Source organism: Lelliottia wanjuensis (assembly GCF_030238365.1).
Taxonomy (GTDB): Bacteria; Pseudomonadota; Gammaproteobacteria; order Enterobacterales; family Enterobacteriaceae; genus Enterobacter; species Enterobacter wanjuensis.
The window spans coordinates 157431-178311 of record NZ_JASSOT010000001.1 but is presented as its reverse complement, the minus strand read 5'-3'; the positions used below and the strand labels follow the sequence as shown (position 1 = coordinate 178311).

The following is a 20881-nucleotide window of genomic DNA, read 5'->3' as shown; positions in this document are numbered from 1 at the left end:
CCTTACAGCACTTTCGACAGAAACTGGCGCGTTCGCGCATGGGATGGACGGTTTAACACCTCGTCGCTGCTGCCCTGCTCGACAATTTTGCCGTCGACCATAAACACCACCTGATCCGCCACTTCGCGGGCAAAGCCGATCTCGTGCGTCACCACCACCAGCGTGGTGCCGGATCGGGCGAGCTTTTTGATCACGTCGAGCACCTCGCCCACCAGCTCCGGGTCGAGCGCCGACGTCGGTTCATCAAACAGCATCACGCGCGGTCGCAGGGCCAGCGCGCGGGCGATGGCGATGCGCTGCTGCTGCCCGCCGGAAAGATGGCGCGACCAGGCGTCGGCTTTTTCGCGCAGACCCACCACATCCAGCAGGCCGTAAGCCCGCTCGACCGCCTCTTTGCGGCTTAATTGTTTGTGCGCAATCGGGGCCTCGATCAGGTTCTCCAGCACCGTGAGATGCGGGAACAGGTTGAAGTTCTGGAACACGTATCCGACGTTAACGCGCTGTTTGAGGATCTCTTTCTCTTTCAGCTCATACAGCTTGTCGCCCTGGCGGCGATAGCCGATGTAATCCCCGTCGATCTGAATAAACCCTTCGTCGACGCGCTCCAGATGGTTAATGGTGCGCAGCAGCGTCGATTTACCGGAACCGGAGGGCCCAAGGATCACCGTCACCGAACCGGGCGGGATCTCGAGCGAGACATTATCCAGCGCCTTGTGGCGGCCAAAGAACTTACTGACACCGGTAATCGAAATATGTCCTTCAGGAGAGGCTGGCATGGATTGGCTCCTGTGCTGGGGTAACGGAACGGGTGCGTGCGCTGGCGCGAGACTGATTCACCGCCGAGCGGCGTTCACTGCGGGCCAGGCCGCGCTCTACCACATGCTGAATGGCGGATAAGACGGTGGTGATGACCAGATACCAGGCCGCACCGACCATTAATAACGGGATCACTTCCTGGGTGCGGTTGTAGATCATCTGAATGGTGTAGAACAGCTCCGGCATCGCGAGGACGTACACCATCGCAGTGCCTTTCGCGAGGCTGATAATCTCGTTAAACCCTGACGGTAAAATGGTGCGCAGCGCCTGGGGCAGGATAATGCGCAGCGTACGACGCCAGGCCGGTAAACCCAGCGCAGCGGCCGCTTCGTACTGCCCGTGATCGACGCCCAAAAAGCCGCCGCGGATGATCTCGGCGGTGTAGGCGCTCTGCACCAGGGTCAGGCCAACCACGGCGGTGGAAAATTGCCCCAGCACGTTGATGGTCTCAAATTTGCCCCAGGTGATGCTGGTGAACGGCACGCCGAGTGAGAGCGTGTCGTACAGATATGAAAAGTTATAGAGGATGATCAACACCACGATCAGCGGCAGCGAGCGGAACAGCCAGATGTAGCCAAACGCCAGGCTGCTCAACAGCCACGACGAGGACAGCCGCGCCAGGGCTAACATCCCGCCCAGCACCACACTCAGGGCCGTGCCGATCAGGGTCAGGAGCAGAGTCTGCCCGACCCCTTCCAGAATCACCGGATCGAAGAACCAGCGCGCGAATACGCCCCATTCCCAGCGCGGATTAAAGGCCACCGACTGAACGACGACGGCCAGCACAAACAGCGCGGCAATCGCCCCGACGGTGCGCCACGGGTAGCGCGCCGGGACCACTTTGATGGTTTCAACGTTGTTGTTCATCGTCGTTCCTCATGCGGTTTTACTGAACGCTTCGCGTACCAGCGTTTTGGTGAAGCGCAGACGCCCGTCAAACGGCGGCTGGCTGTACTCTTCCGGGTCGCGTTCGAGATCGAACTGCGGCGCGTAGCCCTGGCTCAGATACAACTTCACCGCCTCCGGCTGACGAAAACCGGTTGTGAGATATATACCGCTGTAACCCGCCAGCACCGCCCGGCGCTCCAGCTCCTGCACCACACGTGCGGCCAGCCCCTGCTGGCGCAGGGTTTTATTGGTCCAGATGCGTTTGATTTCCGCCGTCTGTTCGTCAAAGGGTTTGTAGGCGCCGGTGGCGATGATCTCGCCGTCGCGCTCCAGGACGATAAACAGCCCCTGCGGTGCGAGATACCACTCGGTCAGTTCGATTTCGGCGTCTTTGGAAAAGTAATCGCCATAACGCGCCGCGTACTCTCCGAACAGCCCATCAATGATGGGCTGAAGATCGGCGTCTTCCGGCGATACGTCGCGAAAAAGATCGCTCATGTGGCCTCCTTAGTCGCCGAGTCCGGCCGGGTTCACTTCAGAGCTCGGAATACGCTCGACGCCTTCGCCCCAGCGGTTCAGCACTTTGTCGTAATCGCCGTTTTTGATCACGCCGTTAAGCGCGGTCTGTACCGGTTCAACCAGCCCAGAGCCTTTTTTCAGCGTCACGGCGATGTGCGCCGCTTTCGGCCAGCCGCCGTCCACGCTGCCCACCAGTTTGGTTTTGCCCGTCAGCGCCGCTTTCCACGCGCCAATCACGTTTGGCCCAAAGTAGGCATCAGCGCGCCCGGACTGGAGCGCCAGAGTCTGAGCCGCGTCGTCTTTGGTATAAACAGGGGTGAACGGCTTGAGGCCTTTTTTGAGGTTTTCGGCGTTCCACGCCAGCAGGATCGCTTCCTGATTGGTGCCCGACCCGACGATAATCTTCAGCCCGGCGATGTCTTCCGCCTTCTCAAGCGATTTTATCGGGCTGGTCGATTTGACGTAGAAACCGAGGGAATCTTTGCGATAGGTGGCAAAATCAAACTTCTCTTTGCGCTCTTTGGTCACGGTGATGTTGCTGATCGCCGCGTCATATTTCCCGGAAGCCACGCCGAGCGGCCAGTCTTCCCAGGAGGTCGGAACCACGTTCAGCTCGAGCCCGAGGCTGTCGGCCACCAGACGCGCGACGTCCACTTCGCTGCCGAGCAGGGTTTTGTTGTCATCTGAAAAAACAGTCAGCGGCGGCTGGTTCAGCCCCGCCACGGCGACGGTGAATTTCCCAGGCACCGCAAAGCGATAATCCTTCGGCAACTGCGCCACGGCATCGCCGTTTTTAGTGGTATTCACCGGGGTTTTATTGGCCTCGATGCTCACACCGGTGCCGTTAATATTCACATTCTCTGCCCAGACGGCAGGGGTAAAGGCCAGCGCGAGCGCCAGAACGAGCGATGATTTCTGCATAGCGTATTTTCTCTTATTGTTGTGTGAACTGGTTTTTTGGCAGGTCTAAGCCCAGACTTTCGCGAAGCGTGGTGCCGGGGTATTCCGTGCGGAACAGGCCGCGCGCCTGTAAAACGGGAACGACGCTGTCGACAAAACGCGGGAAGGTGTCCGGCGTGCCGCCCTGAATGATGAAACCGTCGGCGGCATGGGCGTCAAACCACTGTTGCAGGCCATCGGCCACCTCTTCCGCTGTGCCGGAAAAGCGCGGGCGCGGAGAAGCTGCTTCCAGCGCCACCTGGCGCAGAGTCAGGTTCCGTTCGCGGGCGTTGCGTTTGATCTCATCGGTGGTGCTGCGGAAACTGTTCTGCCCGAGATCGCCGATATCCGGGAACGCTTCGTCGAGGGGATACTGGCTAAAATCATGATGTTCGAAATAGCGCCCGAGATAGTTCAGCGCATCGTTAATCGACACCAGCGTGGCGGTGGTTTGATATTGTTCCTCCACGTCCGCCGCATCTTTTCCGACAATCACGCTGACGCCCTGGAATATATGCAGTTCATCGGCACGGCGGCCATGTAATTCCAGCTGAGATTTCACGTCACGATAAAAGGCTTGAGCTTCTTCTAATGTGTCGTGATGGGTGAAAATGGCGTCCGCATGTTTCGCCGCCAGTTTTTTTCCGTCATCCGATGCGCCCGCCTGAAATACAATCGGACGTCCCTGCGGGGTGCGGCCAATATTCAGCGGCCCGGCGACCTGGAAGAAATCACCGTGATGATCCAGAGTGTGTAATTTCTCTGGATTAAAGAATTGTCCGCTCTGTTTGTTACGCACAAAAGCGTCCTCTTCCCAGGAATCCCACAGCCCTTTCACCACGTCGAGATATTCGTCGGCGATGCGATAGCGCAGGGCGTGTTCCGGGTGTTTCTCTCGAGAGAAGTTCTTCGCCGAACCTTCCAGCGGCGAGGTCACCACGTTCCAGCCGGCACGGCCGTTGCTCAGATGATCGAGACTGGCAAACTGGCGCGCAACGGTGAAAGGTTCGCTGTAAGAGGTCGATAGCGTGCCGACCAGGCCAAGTCGGGAGGTCAGACTCGCCAGCGCCGATAAGACTGTCAGCGGCTCAAAGCGATTAAGAAAATGCGGGATCGATTTCTCGTTAATATAAAGGCCGTCAGCAACGAATAAAAAGTCGAGCTTGCCCTCTTCTGCTTTTAACGCCGTCTCTTTGACGAAATCAAAATTAATACTCGCATCAGCGATAGCCGCCGGATGACGCCAGGCGGACATATTTCCGGATGCGCCATGCAATATCGTTCCCAGACGCAATTGTCGTGTTGCAGACATATTCACCTCTTAGTGGTTAAATTTGATGGAGTGCTTTTTCTGCAAGCTGCGAGAAATAGTGCGCGGCGGGTTCGATCAATGCCTCGTCCGGATTAAAGCCCGGATGATGCAGACCGAAAGGACTGTTACTCCCGATACTGACGAACGCGCCAGGAATATGCTGGAGATAGACGGCAAAATCTTCGCCGCCCATATGCAGCTCCGCGTGCTGGGTTTCATAGCCGGTTTCACGCGCGACCGAAGTGGCAAAATCGGCCCAGCGCTCGTCATTGACCAGCGCCGTCGGTCCGGCGTACCAGGTGATATCAATCTGAGCGTTGAAAGCGCTGGCAAACCCGGCGGCGATCTCGCCGACGCGGGCTTTGACGTTCTGCTGCACTTCGATGCGATGGGTGCGCAGCGTCCCTTCCAGCTCGACGCTTTCCGGCAGTACGTTCCAGGTATTGCCGCCCTCGATGCGCGTCACGCTCAGCACCACGGAATCCAGCGTGTTGACGTTCCGGCTGGCGACACTTTGCAGGCCGGTAACCAGCTGGCTGGCGAGCAGGATCGCGTCTGACCCTTCATGCGGACGAGCGGCGTGGGCGCCTTTGCCCGTCACGCGGATCACAAACCTGTCGACGTTGGCGTAAAACGGCCCGCCGCGCGTGGCAAACGCGCCGACGGGAAGGCCCGGCTCGTTGTGCATCCCGAAAATGGCGCTCACGTCCTGCAACGCCCCGGCGCGGACCAGGCTTTTCGCACCGCCAAAATTCTCTTCGGCGGGCTGGAACAGAATACGCACGCGACCGGGCAGCGAGGCTTCGCGGGCCTTAAGCTGCAACGCCGCCCCGAGAATGACGCTGGTATGAATATCGTGGCCGCAGGCGTGCATCACCCCTGGGTTTTGCGAGCTGAATTCCACGCCGCTGCGCTCTTCGATTGGCAGCGCATCAATATCCGCGCGCAGGGCAATTTGTTTCTGCCCTTTGCCGATCTCAGCCACAATGCCGGTGTGAAGATCGTATGGCAGGACGGTGATCCCGGCGTCCGACAGCCACTGGCGCAGACGGGCGGTGGTTTCGACTTCCTGTCCTGACAGTTCAGGATGGCGATGCAGTTCACGTCGCCAGTCAATCAGCTGTTGTCCTAGGCTCATGCCAGCACCTCCCCGGCGAATTTCGCTTGCGCCAGCAGACGCAGGGATTGCGTGCGGGCGAGGCCGTCCGCCACGGGCGTATCGATAATAAATTCGTCGATGCCCCAGGTCTGATGCAGGGTTTCCAGCTCGTCGAGTACCGATTCCGCCGTGCCTTTGATCAGCGACTGGGCGCGACGGGCGATCCGCAGCGGTTCGCTTCCCGCCTGACGCGCAAAGGCGTAGGCCTGCTCTTCGCTGGCGACGGTCACCCGCTGGCCGTTCGCCAGCTCCACGCCCCACACTTCCACTTTTTCCGCCAGCGCATCGGCCTGCGCCTGGGTCGGTGCGACGATCGCCTGCACCGCCACGGTCACACTCAGCGCACTGTGGGCGCGCCAGGTTTCCAGCACCTCGCGCAGAAGATTCACATCCCCGTTGAGGTGCGCGGCAAAGACAAAGTTCCAGCCGAGTTTCGCGGCGAGCAGCGCGCTTTCCACGCTGGCACCCAGCAGGAATTTCTCCGCTGGCGCAGACGGGAGCGGCGTCGCTTTGACGCTGTCGTCCTGCTCATCCGCCGACGGCGTGAGCCAGTGATTCAGCTGAGTCAGCTGATCGGCAAAATCGCCCTTCTCATCCTGATGCAAACCCACCTGCAGGGCGCGGGTGGAGAGCGGCAAGCCGCCGGGCGCTTTGCCGACACCGAGATCGACGCGTCCTGGGGCAAGTGATGCCAGCACGTTGAAATTTTCCGCCACTTTATAGGGGCTGTAATGCTGGAGCATCACGCCGCCGGAGCCGACGCGGATGTGCTTTGTCTGTCCCAGAATCCAGGCAATGAGCAGCTCAGGAGAAGGGCTGGCCAGTTGAGCGGTATTGTGGTGCTCGGCAATCCAGAAGCGGTGAAAACCCAGCGCTTCGGCCTGTTTTGCCAGACTTAAGGTGCGCGCCAGCGCATCGGCTGCCGTTTCGTTTACCGCGACGGGGCTTTTATCCAGAATGCTGATTCGCCAGGACATGTTGTGTTCTCGTTTGACTTAACATGTCGTCATTATTAAAGGGGGATTTCACCTCTGAGAAACAATTAATTTACATTTGGTTTGCCGGAAATCAGAAATGGGTGGTCTTTTTGTTTGGGGGGATATGTTGAGCATCGGAGGTTTTTCCGTTCACCTTATATTCAGCAGAATATAATCGCTTCACAACCTGTGAACGTGATAAGGGGGCTGCGCGGCCCCCTTATCAATCCCCGCGCCCCGCCATGAAATCGGTGCTTCGCACTACGCTCACCTCCCGGCCATCTGCCTGCGGTCGGCTCAACTCGACTTCCTGTCTCGTTTCGCCTCTGGTCGCCATCCCTGGCGCCCAGCCCTTGTCATCTGGCCTCCGGTTCGCCGATTTCTGCGGGGACCCACACCGGTGCCACATTCAGACCGTTGAGAATACGGTGAGGAAGGTTGAGGGATCGCGAGTCCGGCTGAAAATCGCCGAAGCGTTTCCTGGAGGCCGGGTCGAGGCGCAGGGAAGCGCCGAGAGGGTGCGACCTGCATGGATGCAGGATCGCGCCCGACCCGAAAGCCGTAAGGAATAAGCTGAGGGCACCGCGAAGCGGCGATTTTCTTTGCCGGGAGCCGGGATTGTAAAGGGCGCGGCGGCGAGCGCCCTTTACACGTTCACCGCAGAGAGATGGACCGGAAGCAGAGAATTGGAAGTGAACGGAACGATTCCTCTGAATCTGCATAGGGTATACACCGCGTTCCATTCATGTTAATGAAACGACATTTCAGCTCCCCAGCGCCCCTGTCATATTCATATCTCACTTAATATTTAACTTAAGGGAAAAATTAAATTCGCCATTAAAAATAAAGACTCTAATTGTTTTCAATTTCATTACATAAGCAAAGTTTAATAGATAAAAAATATTTAATTTAGGTGCTTTCTTGTTCACCCTGTTTTGTGGAAGAATGCGCAGGCCGTAATAAACACAACAATAACTTTTGTCTTGCCTGAATATTTTTCGGGCGGCTTCTCTATTTTTTTGACATCACCATGGAGTTTTTCATGAGAAATAACACTCCTGTTACACAAAGCGAGTTTTTACTTAACGAAGGGTCGACGCTGATGTCGACCACCAACACGCAAAGCCATATTACCTATGCCAACTCGGCGTTTATTGAAGCCAGTGGCTATAAAGAAGAACATCTAATTGGCGAACCGCATAACGTCATTCGTCACCCGGATATGCCGCCCGAAGCTTTTGCCGATATGTGGTTCACTTTACAGCAGGGCCAGAGCTGGACCGGGCTGGTCAAGAACCGTCGGGGTAACGGCGATCACTACTGGGTTCGCGCTAACGTCACCCCGGTGTATCAAAACGACACGCTGACCGGCTATATTTCCGTGCGGAATATCCCACCGCGCGACGAGATAGAAGCCAGTGAAAATCTCTATCAGCGGGTCAGAAATAACCAGCTCACCCGTCATCGTTTTTATAAAGGATTACTGGTCCGTCGGGGTTTATTTTCTTTTCTTTCGCTGTTTAAAAAAATCAGCACCGCAAAAAGAGTCAATTACGCAATAGTGACCACCGCCCTGCTGGTCTTTGTTATTACATTTTTATTACCGCAAGGCGCTCTGCAAATCAGCGCGCTGCTTGCCCTCTTTATTGGGCTTGGGTTTTATCTTAATGCCCAGATTTGTCGCCCACTGAAAAAGATTGTCCATCAGATGCAGCACGTCGTTTCCGGAAGGAAACCCGCTTATTTCCATTTCGATCGCGTCGATGAAGTGGGCATGATGATGCGCCTGGTGAATCAGTCGGGGCTGAATTTAAATTCTCTGGTGGATGATGTGGGAACCCAAATTGCCGGGATCAGCACCATCAGCCAGCAGGTGGCGAAAGAAGGTGCGGCGTTACAGGCGCGCTCCGAAGAGACCGCCGACGATCTGCAGCAGACCGCTGCCGCTGTGGAGGAGATCGCCAGCGCCGTACAGCAAACGGCGCAAACCGCCGGGGAAGCGATCCACATGGCGGATCGCACCAGCAGCAGCGCCCACAGCGGTGAAACGGCGATGAAGCAGACCATCGGTATGATGCAGTCGGTGTCGAAAGATAACAGCCAGATCGTCGATATCATCGGCGTGATCGACCGCATCGCCTTCCAGACCAATATCTTGGCGCTCAACGCCGCCGTGGAAGCGGCGCGTGCGGGCGAAGCGGGCCGCGGGTTTGCGGTCGTGGCCGCAGAAGTGCGCAATCTGGCCCAGCATTCGGCGTCGGCGGCGAAAGAGATCAAAACCTTGATCGAGAAGAACGTCGCCAGCGTCAACGCCGGTGTGGCGATGGTCGAGCAGACCGAAACCCATCTCACGGCGATGATTGGCAACGTCTTGCAGGTGACGTCGCTGATCAAAGAGATCGGCCATGCGACTCAGGAACAGACCCTGGCCCTGACGCTGATCAACGAGTCCATCTCCCGCATCGGTGTGATGACCCACAACAATACGGGGATGGTCGATAACGTCACCGGGGCCGCGAATCACCTGACGGAGCGCACCACGCGGCTACAGCAGGCGATTGCCGTATTCGGCGGTTAGCGCCCCTGATATTCCTCGTCACTGACCTTTTCCAGCCACTCCACCGGGCTGCCGTTCACGGATTCGGCGATGGCAATGTGCGTCATCGCGGTCTGTGAACTGGCTCCGTGCCAGTGTTTCACGCCGGGCGGTATCCACGCGATATCGCCCTGATTCAGCGCTTGCGCCTCCTGGCCCCACTCCTGCAGCCAGCCGCGCCCCTGTGTCACAATCAGAGTCTGCCCCAGCGGATGGGTGTGCCACGCGGTGCGCGCGCCGGGTTCAAAGGTCACCGTTGCACCGCCCACGGACGCCGGTTCTGTTGCCTGAAACGGCGCGTCAATGCGCACCGTTCCGCTAAACCACGCCTCCGGGCCACGCGCTGAAGGTAACGAACCACTTCGGATAATTTTCATGCTGCCTCCTGTTTTGCTGATGCGTTAACAGTAGCGCAATCCCGGAGGCAGCATTAGACTGCATAATCAGAAAGGAACCATGAGCCAGATTCATATATAGGGAGTTCCATCGTGCTGAAAGACAATTTTAACGATCTGCTGTCGTTTATGGTGGTGGCCCGCGAGCGCAGCTTTACCCGCGCCGCCGCGCAGCTGGGCGTGTCGCAGTCGGCGCTAAGTCACGCGATGCGCAATCTTGAAGCGCGTCTGGATATGCGGTTGCTCACCCGAACCACCCGCAGCGTGGCTCCGACCGAGGCGGGCGAGCAGCTCTTTATGCGCCTAAGCCCGCATCTGCTGGAGATCGAACAGGAGCTGACCGCCCTGCGCGATATGCGCGACAAACCCGCCGGGAATATTCGTATCACCGCCGGGGAGCACGCCATGGCGGCGGTACTGTGGCCGGTGCTGAAACCCTTTATGGCGCAATACCCTGATATTCACGTTGAAGTCACCGTGGACAACGGCCTGACGGATATCGTCGATGGCCGGTTCGATGCGGGCGTGCGGCTGGGCGAGCAGATCGCCAAAGATATGATTGCGGTGCGTATCGCGCCGGATATGCGCATGGTGGTAGTGGGATCGGCGGACTATTTCTCACATTTCGGCGTGCCGGACTCGCCCGAACAGCTGGCGAATCACCGCTGCATCAATATGCGCCTGCCGACGCTCGGCGGGCTGTACGCCTGGGAGTTTGAAAAGGACGGGCGGGAACTGCGGGTCCGGGTGGACGGTCAGCTGACGTTAAACAACCTGCCGCAGCGCATTGATGCCGCCGTGGCAGGTCTGGGGCTGGCGTATGTCCCGGAAGATACGGTGCAGGACGCGATCGCTGACGGGCGGTTAATTCCGGTATTGCAGGACTGGAGCCCTTATTTCGACGGCTACCACCTTTATTACCCAAGCCGCCGTCAGCACACCACCGCGTTTTCCCTGCTGGTTGACGCCCTGCGCCAGAGATAAATTACTTCCCGACGCGCGCCTGCAGATGCTGCGGGTAGCGCTCTCCCACCACGTCAATGCTGGCCAGAGCCTGATTAATGCGCTCCAGCGCTTCCTGTGACAACGTCACGTTGACGCTACCCAGATTCTCCTCCAGACGATGCAGTTTGGTGGTGCCCGGAATCGGTACAATCCACGGCGCTTTCGCCAGCAGCCACCCCAGCGCGATTTGCGCCGCCGTCACGCCCTGCTCGGCGGCCAGCCGTTGCACCACGTCGACCAGCTGTTGATTGGCCTGCCGCGAGGCTTCGCTAAAGCGCGGTACGACGTTGCGGAAATCGCTGCTGTCAAAGGTGGTCTGGGCGTTGATCGCCCCGGTCAGGAAGCCTTTCCCTAGCGGGCTGAAGGGCACAAAACCGATGTTCAGCTCCTCAAGCAGGGGTAAGATCGCCTGCTCCGGCTCGCGCCACCACAGGGAATATTCGCTTTGCAGCGCGGTCACCGGGCACACCGCATGGGCGCGACGGATGGTGTCGACGCCCGCTTCCGACAGACCAAAGTGCTTCACTTTACCCTCGGCAATCAGATCGGCAATGGTCCCGGCGACGTCTTCCACCGGAACATCCGGATCGACGCGGTGCTGATAGTAGAGATCAATCACATCCGTTTTCAGGCGTTTTAACGAGCCTTCAATCGCCGCGCGAATATGTTCAGGGCGGCTGTTGAGTACCTGGCCCGGCTGAGCGCAGTCAAAACCGAATTTGGTCGCAATCACCACCTTGTCGCGCAGCGGGGCCAGCGCTTCGCCCACCACCTCTTCGTTGGTGTACGGGCCGTAGATTTCGGCGGTATCGAAAAAGGTCACGCCGCGATCCACCGCCGCGCGGATAAGGTTAATCGCCTGTGCCTTGTCCGTCGCCGGGCCGTAGCCGAAACTTAAGCCCATACATCCCAGCCCCAGGGCCGAAACTGTTAAACCATTTTGTCCGAGTTGTCGCTGTTGCATCTGTAGACCTCATGCGTTTTCGTAGTGAACGCTGTTACTGTAGAGGGAACGGCTCATGAGGACTACAGCGCAGAAAAGCTTGTGCTTATGAATTCAGATCATCAATACCATTGAGCAACTATTAAGCACAACTGATGATTAAAGCAGCAGTGAATCGGATGTTTTGCCTGGAAACTGTCCACCATTCAGCACGTTGTCACCCCCGTCTGCTCTGACCACACGCATTCATTCGATCCGTATCACTTTCAGGCCGGTTATATTTTGCGTCGCTTATGGATTGCGGGTAGGATGCTTCGCCATGTTTTGCCTTATCCATACGCAGAATGACTGGAAAGGCGGCATCTGGCTGCGCAGAAGCAATCGATTGGTCTGCTGACGGCCATGTACGGGCATCCCTAAGATGATTCAGACAGGTAAACAGGTATCTCAATGAAAACAAGCAATAAAAACGCAGCCGATCATCACGCTGCGAAACGTCGCTGGTTGAACTCTCACGAAGAGGGCTATCACAAGGCGATGGGTAACCGTCAGGTACAGATGATCGCCATCGGTGGCGCCATCGGTACAGGGCTGTTTTTAGGTGCAGGCGCACGTCTGCAAATGGCTGGCCCGGCTCTGGCACTGGTCTATCTGGTGTGCGGGATTTTCTCCTTCTTTATTCTGCGTGCCCTCGGCGAGCTGGTCTTGCACCGCCCTTCCAGCGGCAGCTTTGTCTCTTATGCCCGTGAGTTTCTCGGCGAAAAAGCCGCCTACGTGGCGGGCTGGATGTACTTCGTTAACTGGGCGATGACCGGGATAGTCGATATCACCGCCGTTGCGCTGTATATGCACTACTGGGGCGCGTTCGGCGATGTCCCGCAGTGGGTGTTTGCCCTTGGCGCGCTGGCGATAGTCGGCACCATGAACATGATCGGCGTGAAGTGGTTCGCCGAGATGGAGTTCTGGTTTGCGCTGGTCAAAGTGCTGGCGATTGTAATCTTCCTGGTGGTGGGTACCGTGTTCCTCGGCAGCGGTAAACCGCTCGACGGCGGCGCCACCGGCTTCCATTTGATTACCGATAACGGCGGTTTCTTCCCGCACGGCCTGCTGCCTGCCCTGGTGCTGGTTCAGGGCGTGGTATTTGCCTTCGCCTCGATCGAGCTGGTCGGTACGGCGGCGGGCGAATGTAAAGATCCGCAGACCATGGTGCCAAAAGCAATCAATAGCGTGATCTGGCGTATCGGTCTGTTCTACGTCGGTTCCGTGGTGCTGCTGGTTCTGCTCCTGCCGTGGAACGCCTATCAGGCGGGTCAGAGCCCGTTCGTGACCTTCTTCTCGAAGCTGGGCGTGCCTTACGTGGGCAGCATCATGAACATCGTGGTACTGACCGCGGCGCTCTCCAGCCTGAACTCGGGTCTGTACTCGACGGGCCGTATCCTGCGCTCCATGTCGATGGGCGGTTCCGCACCGAAGTTCATGTCAAAAATGAGCAAACAGCAGGTGCCGTACGCGGGGATTCTCGCGACGCTGGTGGTGTACGTCTTTGGCGTGTTCCTGAACTATCTGGTGCCGTCTCAGGTATTTGAGATCGTCCTGAACGTAGCGGCCATCGGCATTATCGCCTCATGGGCGTTTATCGTGGTGTGCCAGATGCGCCTGCGTAAAGCGATCAAAGAAGGCAAAGCGGCGGATGTGACCTTTAAAATGCCGGGCGCACCGGTGACCTCGTGGCTGACTCTGCTGTTCCTGTTCAGCGTGCTGGTGCTGATGGCGTTTGACTATCCGAACGGGACCTACACCATCGCCACGATTCCACTGCTGGCTATCCTGCTCATTATTGGCTGGTTTGGTGTGCGTAAACGCGTGAACGAGATCCACAGCACCGCGCCGGTGCTGGCGGAAGAACAACCGCAAGAAACTCACAAGCCCGCTCAGGTCTTGTAGGTCGGGTAAGGCGAAGCCGCCACCCGACAACAATAAAAAAGGAAGGCATATGCCTTCCTTTTTTTTGCCCGGCGGCGCTACGCTTGCACGGGCCTACAAAAAAATACAACGCATTTTACAACGCGATACGGATCACGTCGTCGGGCTGGGTTGCTTCCTGCTGACGGGTGGATTTCTGCTTCACCGTCACGTACAGGGTTTTACCGTCGGCGGACAGCGCCAGGCTGTTCGGGAAGGTTGGCGTATCGATGGTTTTGGTCACTTTATAAGTCTTCGCGTCGATCACGCTGACTTTACCCGCTTCGCGGTGCGTCACATACGCTTCGTTGCGCGCCGGGTTAAACAGCACCGCCAGGGATTCAGGTGCCGCGATTTTCTCGATCACGCTCCCGTCTTTCAGATTCACCACCAGCACTTCCGGCTGTTTTGAATCGGTCAGGAACGCGCGCTGCCCTTTGGTGTCCAGGCTCAGGTTCAGGTAGAAATGCTCTTTCCCGTCGTCCTGCACTTTTTTGCGGCTCAGCACTTTGTTCGTGGCCGTATCGATGGTGATCAGCTCGCCGTCGGCATTGGTGCTGTACAGACGTTTTGCCGCGGCATCCAGCGCCAGACCGGTGCTGAACGCGCCGGTGTTAGCGATAGTCTCTTTCAGTTTCAGCGTTTCGCCGTCGACCACCCAGATCACGCTCTCTTTGCCTATCCCGGTGATATACACCGTGTTGGTGGTGTCATCCGCCACCAGTTCGCGCGGCTGCAGCGGCTTCACGGTGTCGCTGCGTTTGCGATCGTCCAGCACCAGGCGCCCTTTCACGTCGCCGGTTTTGGCGTCGATGGCGGTCACGGCGCTGTTGGTGGTGTTACCAAACCACAGAGTCTGAGTGGCGCTGTTGATGGTCGCGCCGAACGGTTTTAAATCGTTATGAATGGCCTGCGTCACTTCCAGCGTGACGGGATCAAGACGGTAAACCACGCCACCTTTATCCGTTTTACGGCTTTGCGTGGTGGCCACCCACAGGGCATTTTCCTGCTGGCTGACAGCCATTTCGTAAGCGCCTTTACCGACCGCTTTTCGCAGCATCTCTTCTGCAGCATGAACATTAAACGAACCCGCTACCAGCAGTGAACCCAGCAGTAAAGAACCACGCAGACGCGGCGAGCACAGATGACGTAATGACATGACGACTCCCTTTGATAAAAAATGTGTAATGCCGACATTGCTTCCCTGAGACGAAGTCATCGCTCCGCCCTGTTTTATTGTTGAGAATAGTAATCATTATTCACCTGAATGTGGAGCCTTTGTTTCCTCTTTCGCGCTTCGTTTCGTTTTTATCTACACTTCTGTTAACGCAACGTGCTGTTAAAGTTTTCAAAACTTTTACAAAAGATTTACCATACGCGCACGTGTTCCATTTGGTTCGTTTTTTCCCATAACCGGCTTTTATTCATGAAAATCATCTCTGCCCGTCAGGCTTCGCTCTCCCTGCTGTGGATACCGATCGTCTTAACCCCTGCCGCCGCGCTGGCTGCACAAGAACAAACGATGATCGTCAGCGCCACGCCGCAGACCGTTTCCGAGCTTGATACCCCCGCCGCCGTCAGCGTGGTCAACGGGGACGATATGCGTCAGGCCGCGCCGCGCATCAACCTTTCAGAATCCCTCGGCAGCGTGCCGGGTTTACAGATCCAGAACCGACAGAACTACGCTCAGGACCTGCAGCTCTCGATGCGCGGCTTCGGCGCGCGCTCGACCTTCGGCGTGCGCGGCATTCGTATGTATGTCGACGGCATTCCGGCGACGATGCCGGACGGTCAGGGGCAGACATCAAACATCGATCTCTCCAGCATCGACAGCGTCGAAGTGCTGCGCGGCCCGTTCTCTGCCCTGTATGGCAACGCCTCCGGCGGCGTGATCAATATCGCCAGTCAGACCGGGCAACAGCCGCCGACCATTGAGGCGAGCAGCTATTACGGCAGCAACGGCACCTGGCGCTACGGCCTGAAAGCCACCGGCGCGATGGGCGACGGCACGCACGCGGGCGACGTGGATTACACCGTGTCTACCACCCGTTTCACCACTCAGGGCTATCGCGATCACAGCGGCGCGCGCAAAAATCTGGCGAACGCCAAACTGGGCGTGCGCATTGATGACGCCAGCAAACTGACGCTAATTTTTAACAGCGTCGATATGAAAGCCAACGATCCGGGCGGACTCGATTATCAGGAGTGGCGCGACAACCCGCGTCAGTCGCCGCGCGCCGACCAGTACAACACCCGCAAAACCATCAAACAGACCCAGGCAGGCCTGCGCTATGAGCGTCAGCTGACGGAGCAGGACGATCTCAGCGTGATGATGTACGCCGGTGAGCGCGAAATGACGCAGTACCAGTCGATTCCGTACCAGCCGCAGCTGAAAGAGACCCACTCCGGCGGCGTGATCGACATGCAGCGCCACTATCAGGGCGTGGACACCCGCTGGACCCATCGCGGCGAACTGCTGGTTCCGGTCACTTTCACCACCGGTCTGAACTACGAAAACATGAGCGAAGATCGTCGCGGGTACGAAAACTTCGTCATGAACAACGGCGTGCCCGAATACGGCGTCAAAGGCGATAAACGTCGCGACGAACGCAACCTGATGTGGAACGTCGACCCTTATCTGCAAACCAGCTGGCAGCTGACGCAAAAACTCTCCCTGGATGCGGGCGTGCGCTACAGCTCCGTGTGGTTTGATTCCAACGATCACTACGTGCAGGGCACCAACGGGGATGACAGCGGCGACGCGAGCTATCACAAATGGCTACCTGCCAGCTCGTTAAAATACGCCATCACCGACGCGTGGAATGTCTACGCAGCCGCCGGTCGCGGGTTCGAAACGCCGACCATCAACGAACTCTCCTACCGTTCCGGCAACCAGAGCGGGCTGAACTTCGGCCTGAAACCGTCCACCAACAATACCTACGAAGTGGGCAGCAAAACCCGCGTCGGCAATGGTCTGTTGACGGCGGCGCTGTTCCGCACCGATACGGATGATGAGATCGTGGTGGACGCCAGCTCCGGCGGTCGCACCAGCTATAAAAACGCCGGGAAGACCCGTCGTCAGGGCGTCGAGCTTTCTCTCGATCAGCAGTTTGCCGAGAACTGGAAGCTGAAAATGGCGTGGACGTATCTGGATGCAACCTACCGCACCAACGTCTGCTCCGACGCCGACTGTAACGGTAACCGTATGCCGGGCATCGCCCGCAATATGGGTTATGCGTCGTTCGGCTGGCAGCCGGAAGAAGGCTGGTACGCAGGTTCCGATGTGCGCTACATGAGCGACATCATGGCGGACGATGAAAACACCGCCAAGGCCCCTTCCTACACCGTGGTCGGCCTGAATACGGGCTACAAATTCAACTACGGCAACTGGGGAATGGACCTCTTCGGTCGCGTCGATAATCTGTTCGACAAAGAGTATGTCGGATCGGTCATCGTAAACGAATCCAATGGCCGCTACTACGAACCGGCTCCGGGACGCAATTACGGCGTGGGGATGTCGGTTTCCTATCGTTTTGAGTAACGCACGTTGAGTGGTTAAATATAATACCTTCCCGGAAGATCAATTCTTCCGGGAAATAGTTCACCACTGGGATAGTGATAACAATAAATTAAAACCGTATTTAATCGTTCCTTAATTAAAATATTGCTGCAATAAAAGCGCCGTCGATCCGTCAATCAGTTTATCTATCGCTTTATCACAGGCCACCGCGTCACGACGCTCGAGGGCATTCAGCAGATCGTCATAGCGATAGGAATATTTTGTGATGTCGTGAACGTCTTCGTAGAGATAATTAAAGCAAGGGCCAATACGCACCCAAAGTTGCTCAATCATCGCCGTTAAGGTTGGCATCTGGGCGTATTCATACAGTCTGAAACGAAACGCACGGTTGGCATGTAAGGCGCGCTGCGCCTCGCCATTACGCATCGCCGAATGGAATTTTTCAGCCAGATCCCGTAATTCCAGCATCTTGCTGTCGGTCATATTTTCGCAGGCCGCAGCGACGGCCATAGTTTCCAGTTGCTTTCGAATAGCGTTAATTTCGTTATAACGATCGAGCGTGATCTCCGGCACCAGAAAGGCCTGCGCCGGGGTGGCGTGCAGGGCTCCGGCGGAGACCAGTCGTAACAGCGCTTCGCGAACGGGGGTGATGCTGGTGCCTAATTTATCCGCAATCTCTTTGGTAATTAGCCTCGCGCCTGGCTTGAGCGCTCCGGCAATCAACGCCCCTTTCAGGCTCACCTCAACTTGCATCGTGAGGCTCAAGCGTTGTGCTTTTTCTAAATGTTCCAATTCAAGCATGTTCATTTCCTTCAGCTTAAAAATAAGCGCTATTCACCGCCCCGTTTTGACCTAAACGGGACTTGTCAGATATATCCTGTATCTTCACGCTGGTATTGGAATGACGCAAAAAGTTTCAAAACCAAAAATTATGCAATTTTTTTGCCCTCGGCTCACCGAATCCGGTATGGCCGATCGCTATGCTGGTATTATTAAAGATATTATAGTCAAACTTTAAGAATATATTATGGCGGGGATTCCCGCCATAATATGTACAATTAGTTATCCTTCGCGACGCGTATCACGACTTTGCCGAAGTTTTTGCCTTCCAGCATGCCAATGAAGGTTTCCGGCGCATTTTCTAGCCCGTCGGTCACCTGTTCGCGATACTGAATTTTGCCCTCTTTGATCCAGCGCCCCATCTCTTCCTGGAACTCCTGAATGCGATGCCCGTAGTCCTGACCGATGATAAAGCCCTGCATGCGGATGCGTTTTTTGAGCAACGTCCCCATCAGGAGCGGCAGGCGGTCCGGCCCGTCCGGCAGTGAGGTGGCGTTATAGCCGCTCACCAGGCCGCACACCGGCACGCGCGCCGAGGTATTCAGCAGCGGGAGTACAGCATCAAAGACCTTGCCGCCGACGTTTTCGTAATAGACGTCGATGCCTTTCGGGCAGGCTTTCGTCAGCTGTTCGGCAAAATCATCCGCATGATGGTCCAGACACTGGTCAAACCCCAGTACTTCGACTGCATGACGGCATTTCTCTGCACCGCCCGCGACGCCAACCACATAGCAGCCTTTGATCTTACCGATCTGCCCGACGGTCGCCCCAACCGGACCGGTAGCCGCCGCAACGACCAGCGTCTCGCCCGCTTTCGGCTGGCCGATATCCAGCAGCCCCATGTAGGCGGTAAAGCCCGGCATCCCCAGCACACCCAGCGCCCAGGACGGATGTTCGACCTCTTCGCCCAGCTTGACGAGGCCCGTGCCGTCAGAGAGCTCGTACTCCTGCCAGCCGCTGTAACCCAACACCCACTCGCCCGCTTTAAATTTCGGATGGTTCGACTGCTCGACGCGACTCACCGTGCCGCCGACCATCACCGCACCAATCTCGACCGGCGGTGAATAGGACGGCGCATCGCTCATGCGGCCCCGCATGTAAGGATCAAGCGACAGCCAGACGGTACGCAGCAGCAGTTGCCCGTCCGCAGGTGCCGGGATCGGCTGCTCTTCTAAGCGAAAATTGTCCGCCACCGGCGCACCGTGCGGACGAGAGGCCAGCACCAGACGGCGGTTTGTGTTTGCAGATTGACTCATGGATCGCTCCTCAGTTGCGCAAATGTCCTTAGAGACTAGCGCCTGTTTTCGACAACTGCCTTACCATTACGAGCCAGACTGATTCAGGCGCACCACCAGATAAACGCAGGGTTCCTGCGTCTCATTGATGAAGCGACAGTCGTTCGGCGGCCCCAGTTCCAGGCAATCTCCGGCCTGCATCTCATGGCGCGTATCGCCTTCCTGAAACACCAGTTCGCCGGACTGAAGCCAGATCAGCTGCCGCGCCAGCGCATACGACGACGCAGGCATCGGCACGTCGCTGCCGCCGGGAAGCTCGACCTGCACCAAATCGATCGGTAAGTCCGTGCGCGGTGACACGTGGCGTCGCAGATAATGCGTTTGCGGGTCGCGCCACACCGGCTGGTTGGCGAAGCGCAGGAGTTTGCCCTCCTGCATCTCGGCGCGGGCAATCAGGGTCGACATGCTGATGCCGAACGCGCCAGAAAGCCGCGCCAGAAGCGTTGCTGTTGGGCTGCTTTCGCTGCGTTCAATTTTGTGGATCATCGCGCGTGAGACGCCTGCCCGTTCAGCAAGCTCGCTAAGAGACCAGCCGCGCGACTCGCGTTCGACCCGAATGCGCGCGCTAATCCGTTGATTCATATCGTCTGGCATAGTGTTCATATCGTCATACTATAGTGTATGGACCCGATTTCAATGGCGTTGTCATAACAAAAAAATATGTCTTATGCCGTAGCGGTATGCCAACGCGCTTGTGTAATATTGTGTGAATAATGTCTACTATAGTGAACAACACATTCCGAGGTTCCGATGATTATTCGTCACGCCAGCAAAGAAGATTGCGCCGCTATCGGCGAGATATACAACCACGCGGTGCTGCATACCGCGGCGATCTGGAACGATACCACCGTCGACACGGATAACCGTATTGCCTGGTTCGAAGCGCGCACGCTGATGGGCTACCCGGTGCTGGTGAGCGAAGAAAATGGCGTGGTGACGGGGTATGCCTCGTTCGGCGACTGGCGCGCCTTCGACGGGTTCCGCCATACGGTCGAGCATTCGGTCTACGTTCATCCGGATCATCAGGGAAAAGGCATCGGCCGCGAGCTGATGAAACAGCTGATCGTTGAAGCGCGCACCATCGGCAAACACGTGATGGTGGCGGGCATTGAAGCGCAGAATCAGGCCTCGATTCATCTGCATGAAACGCTCGGGTTTGTCACTACCGGGCAGATGCCGCAGGTTGGCACTAAATTTGGCCGCTGGCTGGATCTGACCTTTATGCAGCTCCGGCTCGACGAGCGCGTTGAACCGGACGCGATCGGATGAATCAGTCCCTGACGCTGGTTTTTCTGGTGGCGGCCGGAATCGGCCTGGTGGTGCAGAACACGCTGATGGTGCGCATCACCCAGTCGTCATCGACGATTTTGATCGCCATGCTGCTCAATTCCCTGGTGGGTATTGTGCTGTTTGTCAGCATTTTGCTGATTAAAAACGGCGTGGCAGGCTTTAGCGAACTGGCGTCGACGATCCGCTGGTGGACATTGATTCCGGGGCTGTTAGGGTCGTTTTTTGTCTTTGCCAGCATCAGCGGGTATCAGTATGTCGGCGCGGCGACCACGATTGCGGTGCTGGTCGCCAGTCAGCTGATTGGCGGGCTGGTGATGGACGTGCTGAAAAGCCAGGGGATCCCGCTGCGGGCGCTGATCGGCCCGGTCTGCGGGGCAGTCCTGCTGGTGATAGGCGCCTGGCTGGTGGCGAGACGCCAGTTCTGA

At 57.3% G+C, this 20881-nt stretch carries 17 protein-coding genes and 1 pseudogene; 6 read left to right on the top strand and 12 right to left on the bottom strand.

The genetic code is table 11. The features are described 5' to 3' along the window. Nucleotides 1-2 precede the first annotated feature (2 nt). From QQF33_RS00865 to QQF33_RS00840, 6 genes and pseudogenes are all read right to left on the bottom strand, one after another. Nucleotides 3-776 carry an amino acid ABC transporter ATP-binding protein gene (locus tag QQF33_RS00865; RefSeq protein ID WP_095282096.1) on the bottom strand — a complete coding sequence of 258 codons (774 nt, stop codon included), beginning with the start codon at nt 774-776 and terminating at the stop codon, nt 3-5. Beyond that, complete coding sequence (locus QQF33_RS00860; protein WP_282492959.1) at nt 760-1683, bottom strand: amino acid ABC transporter permease; 924 nt, start codon at nt 1681-1683, stop codon at nt 760-762. The genes QQF33_RS00865 and QQF33_RS00860 overlap by 17 nt, the downstream gene beginning before the upstream one ends. 9 nt (nt 1684-1692) lie before the next feature. After that, entirely contained in the window at nt 1693-2202 is a 510-nt protein-coding gene (locus QQF33_RS00855) for a GNAT family N-acetyltransferase (RefSeq protein ID WP_285157209.1), read from the bottom strand. 9 nt (nt 2203-2211) lie between these two features. Continuing rightward, nucleotides 2212-4474, bottom strand: a pseudogene (locus QQF33_RS00850) (NtaA/DmoA family FMN-dependent monooxygenase). A gap of 16 nt (nt 4475-4490) precedes the next feature. Next, nucleotides 4491-5612: a M20 peptidase aminoacylase family protein gene (locus QQF33_RS00845; protein ID WP_285148870.1), complete on the bottom strand. Its 1122-nt coding sequence runs from the start codon at nt 5610-5612 to the stop codon at nt 4491-4493. Next, the gene (locus QQF33_RS00840) at nt 5609-6610 is read right to left on the bottom strand and encodes an LLM class flavin-dependent oxidoreductase (protein ID WP_285148871.1); all 1002 of its coding nucleotides are present in this window, start codon (nt 6608-6610) and stop codon (nt 5609-5611) included. Before QQF33_RS00840 ends, QQF33_RS00845 begins: the two co-directional genes overlap by 4 nt. 1042 nt (nt 6611-7652) lie before the next feature. On the opposite strand from QQF33_RS00840, the gene QQF33_RS00835 reads away from it, so the two are divergent. Further along, the gene (locus tag QQF33_RS00835; RefSeq protein WP_282492955.1) at nt 7653-9188 is read left to right on the top strand and encodes a methyl-accepting chemotaxis protein; all 1536 of its coding nucleotides are present in this window, start codon (nt 7653-7655) and stop codon (nt 9186-9188) included. Here QQF33_RS00835 and QQF33_RS00830 read toward each other — a convergent pair. Beyond that, nucleotides 9185-9583: a (R)-mandelonitrile lyase gene (locus QQF33_RS00830; protein WP_282492954.1), complete on the bottom strand. Its 399-nt coding sequence runs from the start codon at nt 9581-9583 to the stop codon at nt 9185-9187. The two genes, QQF33_RS00835 and QQF33_RS00830, sit on opposite strands and share 4 nt — an antisense overlap. A gap of 111 nt (nt 9584-9694) precedes the next feature. On the opposite strand from QQF33_RS00830, the gene QQF33_RS00825 reads away from it, so the two are divergent. Then, the gene (locus QQF33_RS00825; protein WP_282492953.1) at nt 9695-10585 is read left to right on the top strand and encodes a LysR family transcriptional regulator; all 891 of its coding nucleotides are present in this window, start codon (nt 9695-9697) and stop codon (nt 10583-10585) included. Nucleotide 10586: 1 nt separating this feature from the next. Here the strand turns inward: QQF33_RS00825 and QQF33_RS00820 are convergent, their stop codons facing one another. Further along, on the bottom strand, nt 10587-11570 hold the full coding sequence (locus QQF33_RS00820) for an aldo/keto reductase (protein ID WP_282492952.1): 984 nt from the start codon (nt 11568-11570) through the stop codon (nt 10587-10589). Nucleotides 11571-11999: 429 nt separating this feature from the next. On the opposite strand from QQF33_RS00820, the gene ansP reads away from it, so the two are divergent. Continuing rightward, entirely contained in the window at nt 12000-13493 is a 1494-nt protein-coding gene (ansP, locus tag QQF33_RS00815; protein ID WP_285157208.1) for an L-asparagine permease, read from the top strand. A gap of 115 nt (nt 13494-13608) precedes the next feature. Here the strand turns inward: ansP and yncE are convergent, their stop codons facing one another. Beyond that, nucleotides 13609-14670: a 7-bladed beta-propeller protein YncE gene (yncE, locus tag QQF33_RS00810; protein WP_285144385.1), complete on the bottom strand. Its 1062-nt coding sequence runs from the start codon at nt 14668-14670 to the stop codon at nt 13609-13611. A 267-nt stretch (nt 14671-14937) separates the two neighbouring features. Between yncE and pqqU the strand changes: the two genes are divergently transcribed. Next, nucleotides 14938-17052: a TonB-dependent receptor PqqU gene (gene pqqU, locus QQF33_RS00805; RefSeq protein ID WP_285157207.1), complete on the top strand. Its 2115-nt coding sequence runs from the start codon at nt 14938-14940 to the stop codon at nt 17050-17052. A 111-nt stretch (nt 17053-17163) separates the two neighbouring features. Here pqqU and QQF33_RS00800 read toward each other — a convergent pair whose 3' ends face one another. The 3 genes from QQF33_RS00800 to QQF33_RS00790 form a co-directional block, all read right to left on the bottom strand. Further along, the gene (locus QQF33_RS00800; protein WP_282492962.1) at nt 17164-17832 is read right to left on the bottom strand and encodes a GntR family transcriptional regulator; all 669 of its coding nucleotides are present in this window, start codon (nt 17830-17832) and stop codon (nt 17164-17166) included. Between the two features lie 257 nt (nt 17833-18089). Beyond that, nucleotides 18090-19127: an NADP-dependent oxidoreductase gene (locus QQF33_RS00795; protein ID WP_285157206.1), complete on the bottom strand. Its 1038-nt coding sequence runs from the start codon at nt 19125-19127 to the stop codon at nt 18090-18092. A gap of 66 nt (nt 19128-19193) precedes the next feature. Beyond that, nucleotides 19194-19769 carry a helix-turn-helix domain-containing protein gene (locus QQF33_RS00790; RefSeq protein ID WP_282492947.1) on the bottom strand — a complete coding sequence of 192 codons (576 nt, stop codon included), beginning with the start codon at nt 19767-19769 and terminating at the stop codon, nt 19194-19196. A gap of 147 nt (nt 19770-19916) precedes the next feature. On the opposite strand from QQF33_RS00790, the gene QQF33_RS00785 reads away from it, so the two are divergent. Next, nucleotides 19917-20435, top strand: a complete 519-nt coding sequence (locus QQF33_RS00785) for a GNAT family N-acetyltransferase (RefSeq protein ID WP_285157205.1) — start codon at nt 19917-19919, stop codon at nt 20433-20435. Then, on the top strand, nt 20432-20881 hold the full coding sequence (locus tag QQF33_RS00780) for a DMT family transporter (protein WP_102103794.1): 450 nt from the start codon (nt 20432-20434) through the stop codon (nt 20879-20881). Before QQF33_RS00785 ends, QQF33_RS00780 begins: the two co-directional genes overlap by 4 nt.

Bases quoted from the DNA above. Each gene is read 5' to 3' on its own strand.
- QQF33_RS00865 (WP_095282096.1), bottom strand. From the start codon at position 776: ATGCCAGCCTCTCCTGAAGGACATATTTCGATTACCGGTGTCAGTAAG.
- QQF33_RS00860 (WP_282492959.1), bottom strand. From the start codon at position 1,683: ATGAACAACAACGTTGAAACCATCAAAGTGGTCCCGGCGCGCTACCCG.
- QQF33_RS00855 (WP_285157209.1), bottom strand. From the start codon at position 2,202: ATGAGCGATCTTTTTCGCGACGTATCGCCGGAAGACGCCGATCTTCAG.
- QQF33_RS00845 (WP_285148870.1), bottom strand. From the start codon at position 5,612: ATGAGCCTAGGACAACAGCTGATTGACTGGCGACGTGAACTGCATCGC.
- QQF33_RS00840 (WP_285148871.1), bottom strand. From the start codon at position 6,610: ATGTCCTGGCGAATCAGCATTCTGGATAAAAGCCCCGTCGCGGTAAAC.
- QQF33_RS00835 (WP_282492955.1), top strand. From the start codon at position 7,653: ATGAGAAATAACACTCCTGTTACACAAAGCGAGTTTTTACTTAACGAA.
- QQF33_RS00830 (WP_282492954.1), bottom strand. From the start codon at position 9,583: ATGAAAATTATCCGAAGTGGTTCGTTACCTTCAGCGCGTGGCCCGGAG.
- QQF33_RS00820 (WP_282492952.1), bottom strand. From the start codon at position 11,570: ATGCAACAGCGACAACTCGGACAAAATGGTTTAACAGTTTCGGCCCTG.
- ansP (WP_285157208.1), top strand. From the start codon at position 12,000: ATGAAAACAAGCAATAAAAACGCAGCCGATCATCACGCTGCGAAACGT.
- yncE (WP_285144385.1), bottom strand. From the start codon at position 14,670: ATGTCATTACGTCATCTGTGCTCGCCGCGTCTGCGTGGTTCTTTACTG.
- pqqU (WP_285157207.1), top strand. From the start codon at position 14,938: ATGAAAATCATCTCTGCCCGTCAGGCTTCGCTCTCCCTGCTGTGGATA.
- QQF33_RS00800 (WP_282492962.1), bottom strand. From the start codon at position 17,832: ATGCTTGAATTGGAACATTTAGAAAAAGCACAACGCTTGAGCCTCACG.
- QQF33_RS00795 (WP_285157206.1), bottom strand. From the start codon at position 19,127: ATGAGTCAATCTGCAAACACAAACCGCCGTCTGGTGCTGGCCTCTCGT.
- QQF33_RS00790 (WP_282492947.1), bottom strand. From the start codon at position 19,769: ATGAACACTATGCCAGACGATATGAATCAACGGATTAGCGCGCGCATT.
- QQF33_RS00785 (WP_285157205.1), top strand. From the start codon at position 19,917: ATGATTATTCGTCACGCCAGCAAAGAAGATTGCGCCGCTATCGGCGAG.
- QQF33_RS00780 (WP_102103794.1), top strand. From the start codon at position 20,432: ATGAATCAGTCCCTGACGCTGGTTTTTCTGGTGGCGGCCGGAATCGGC.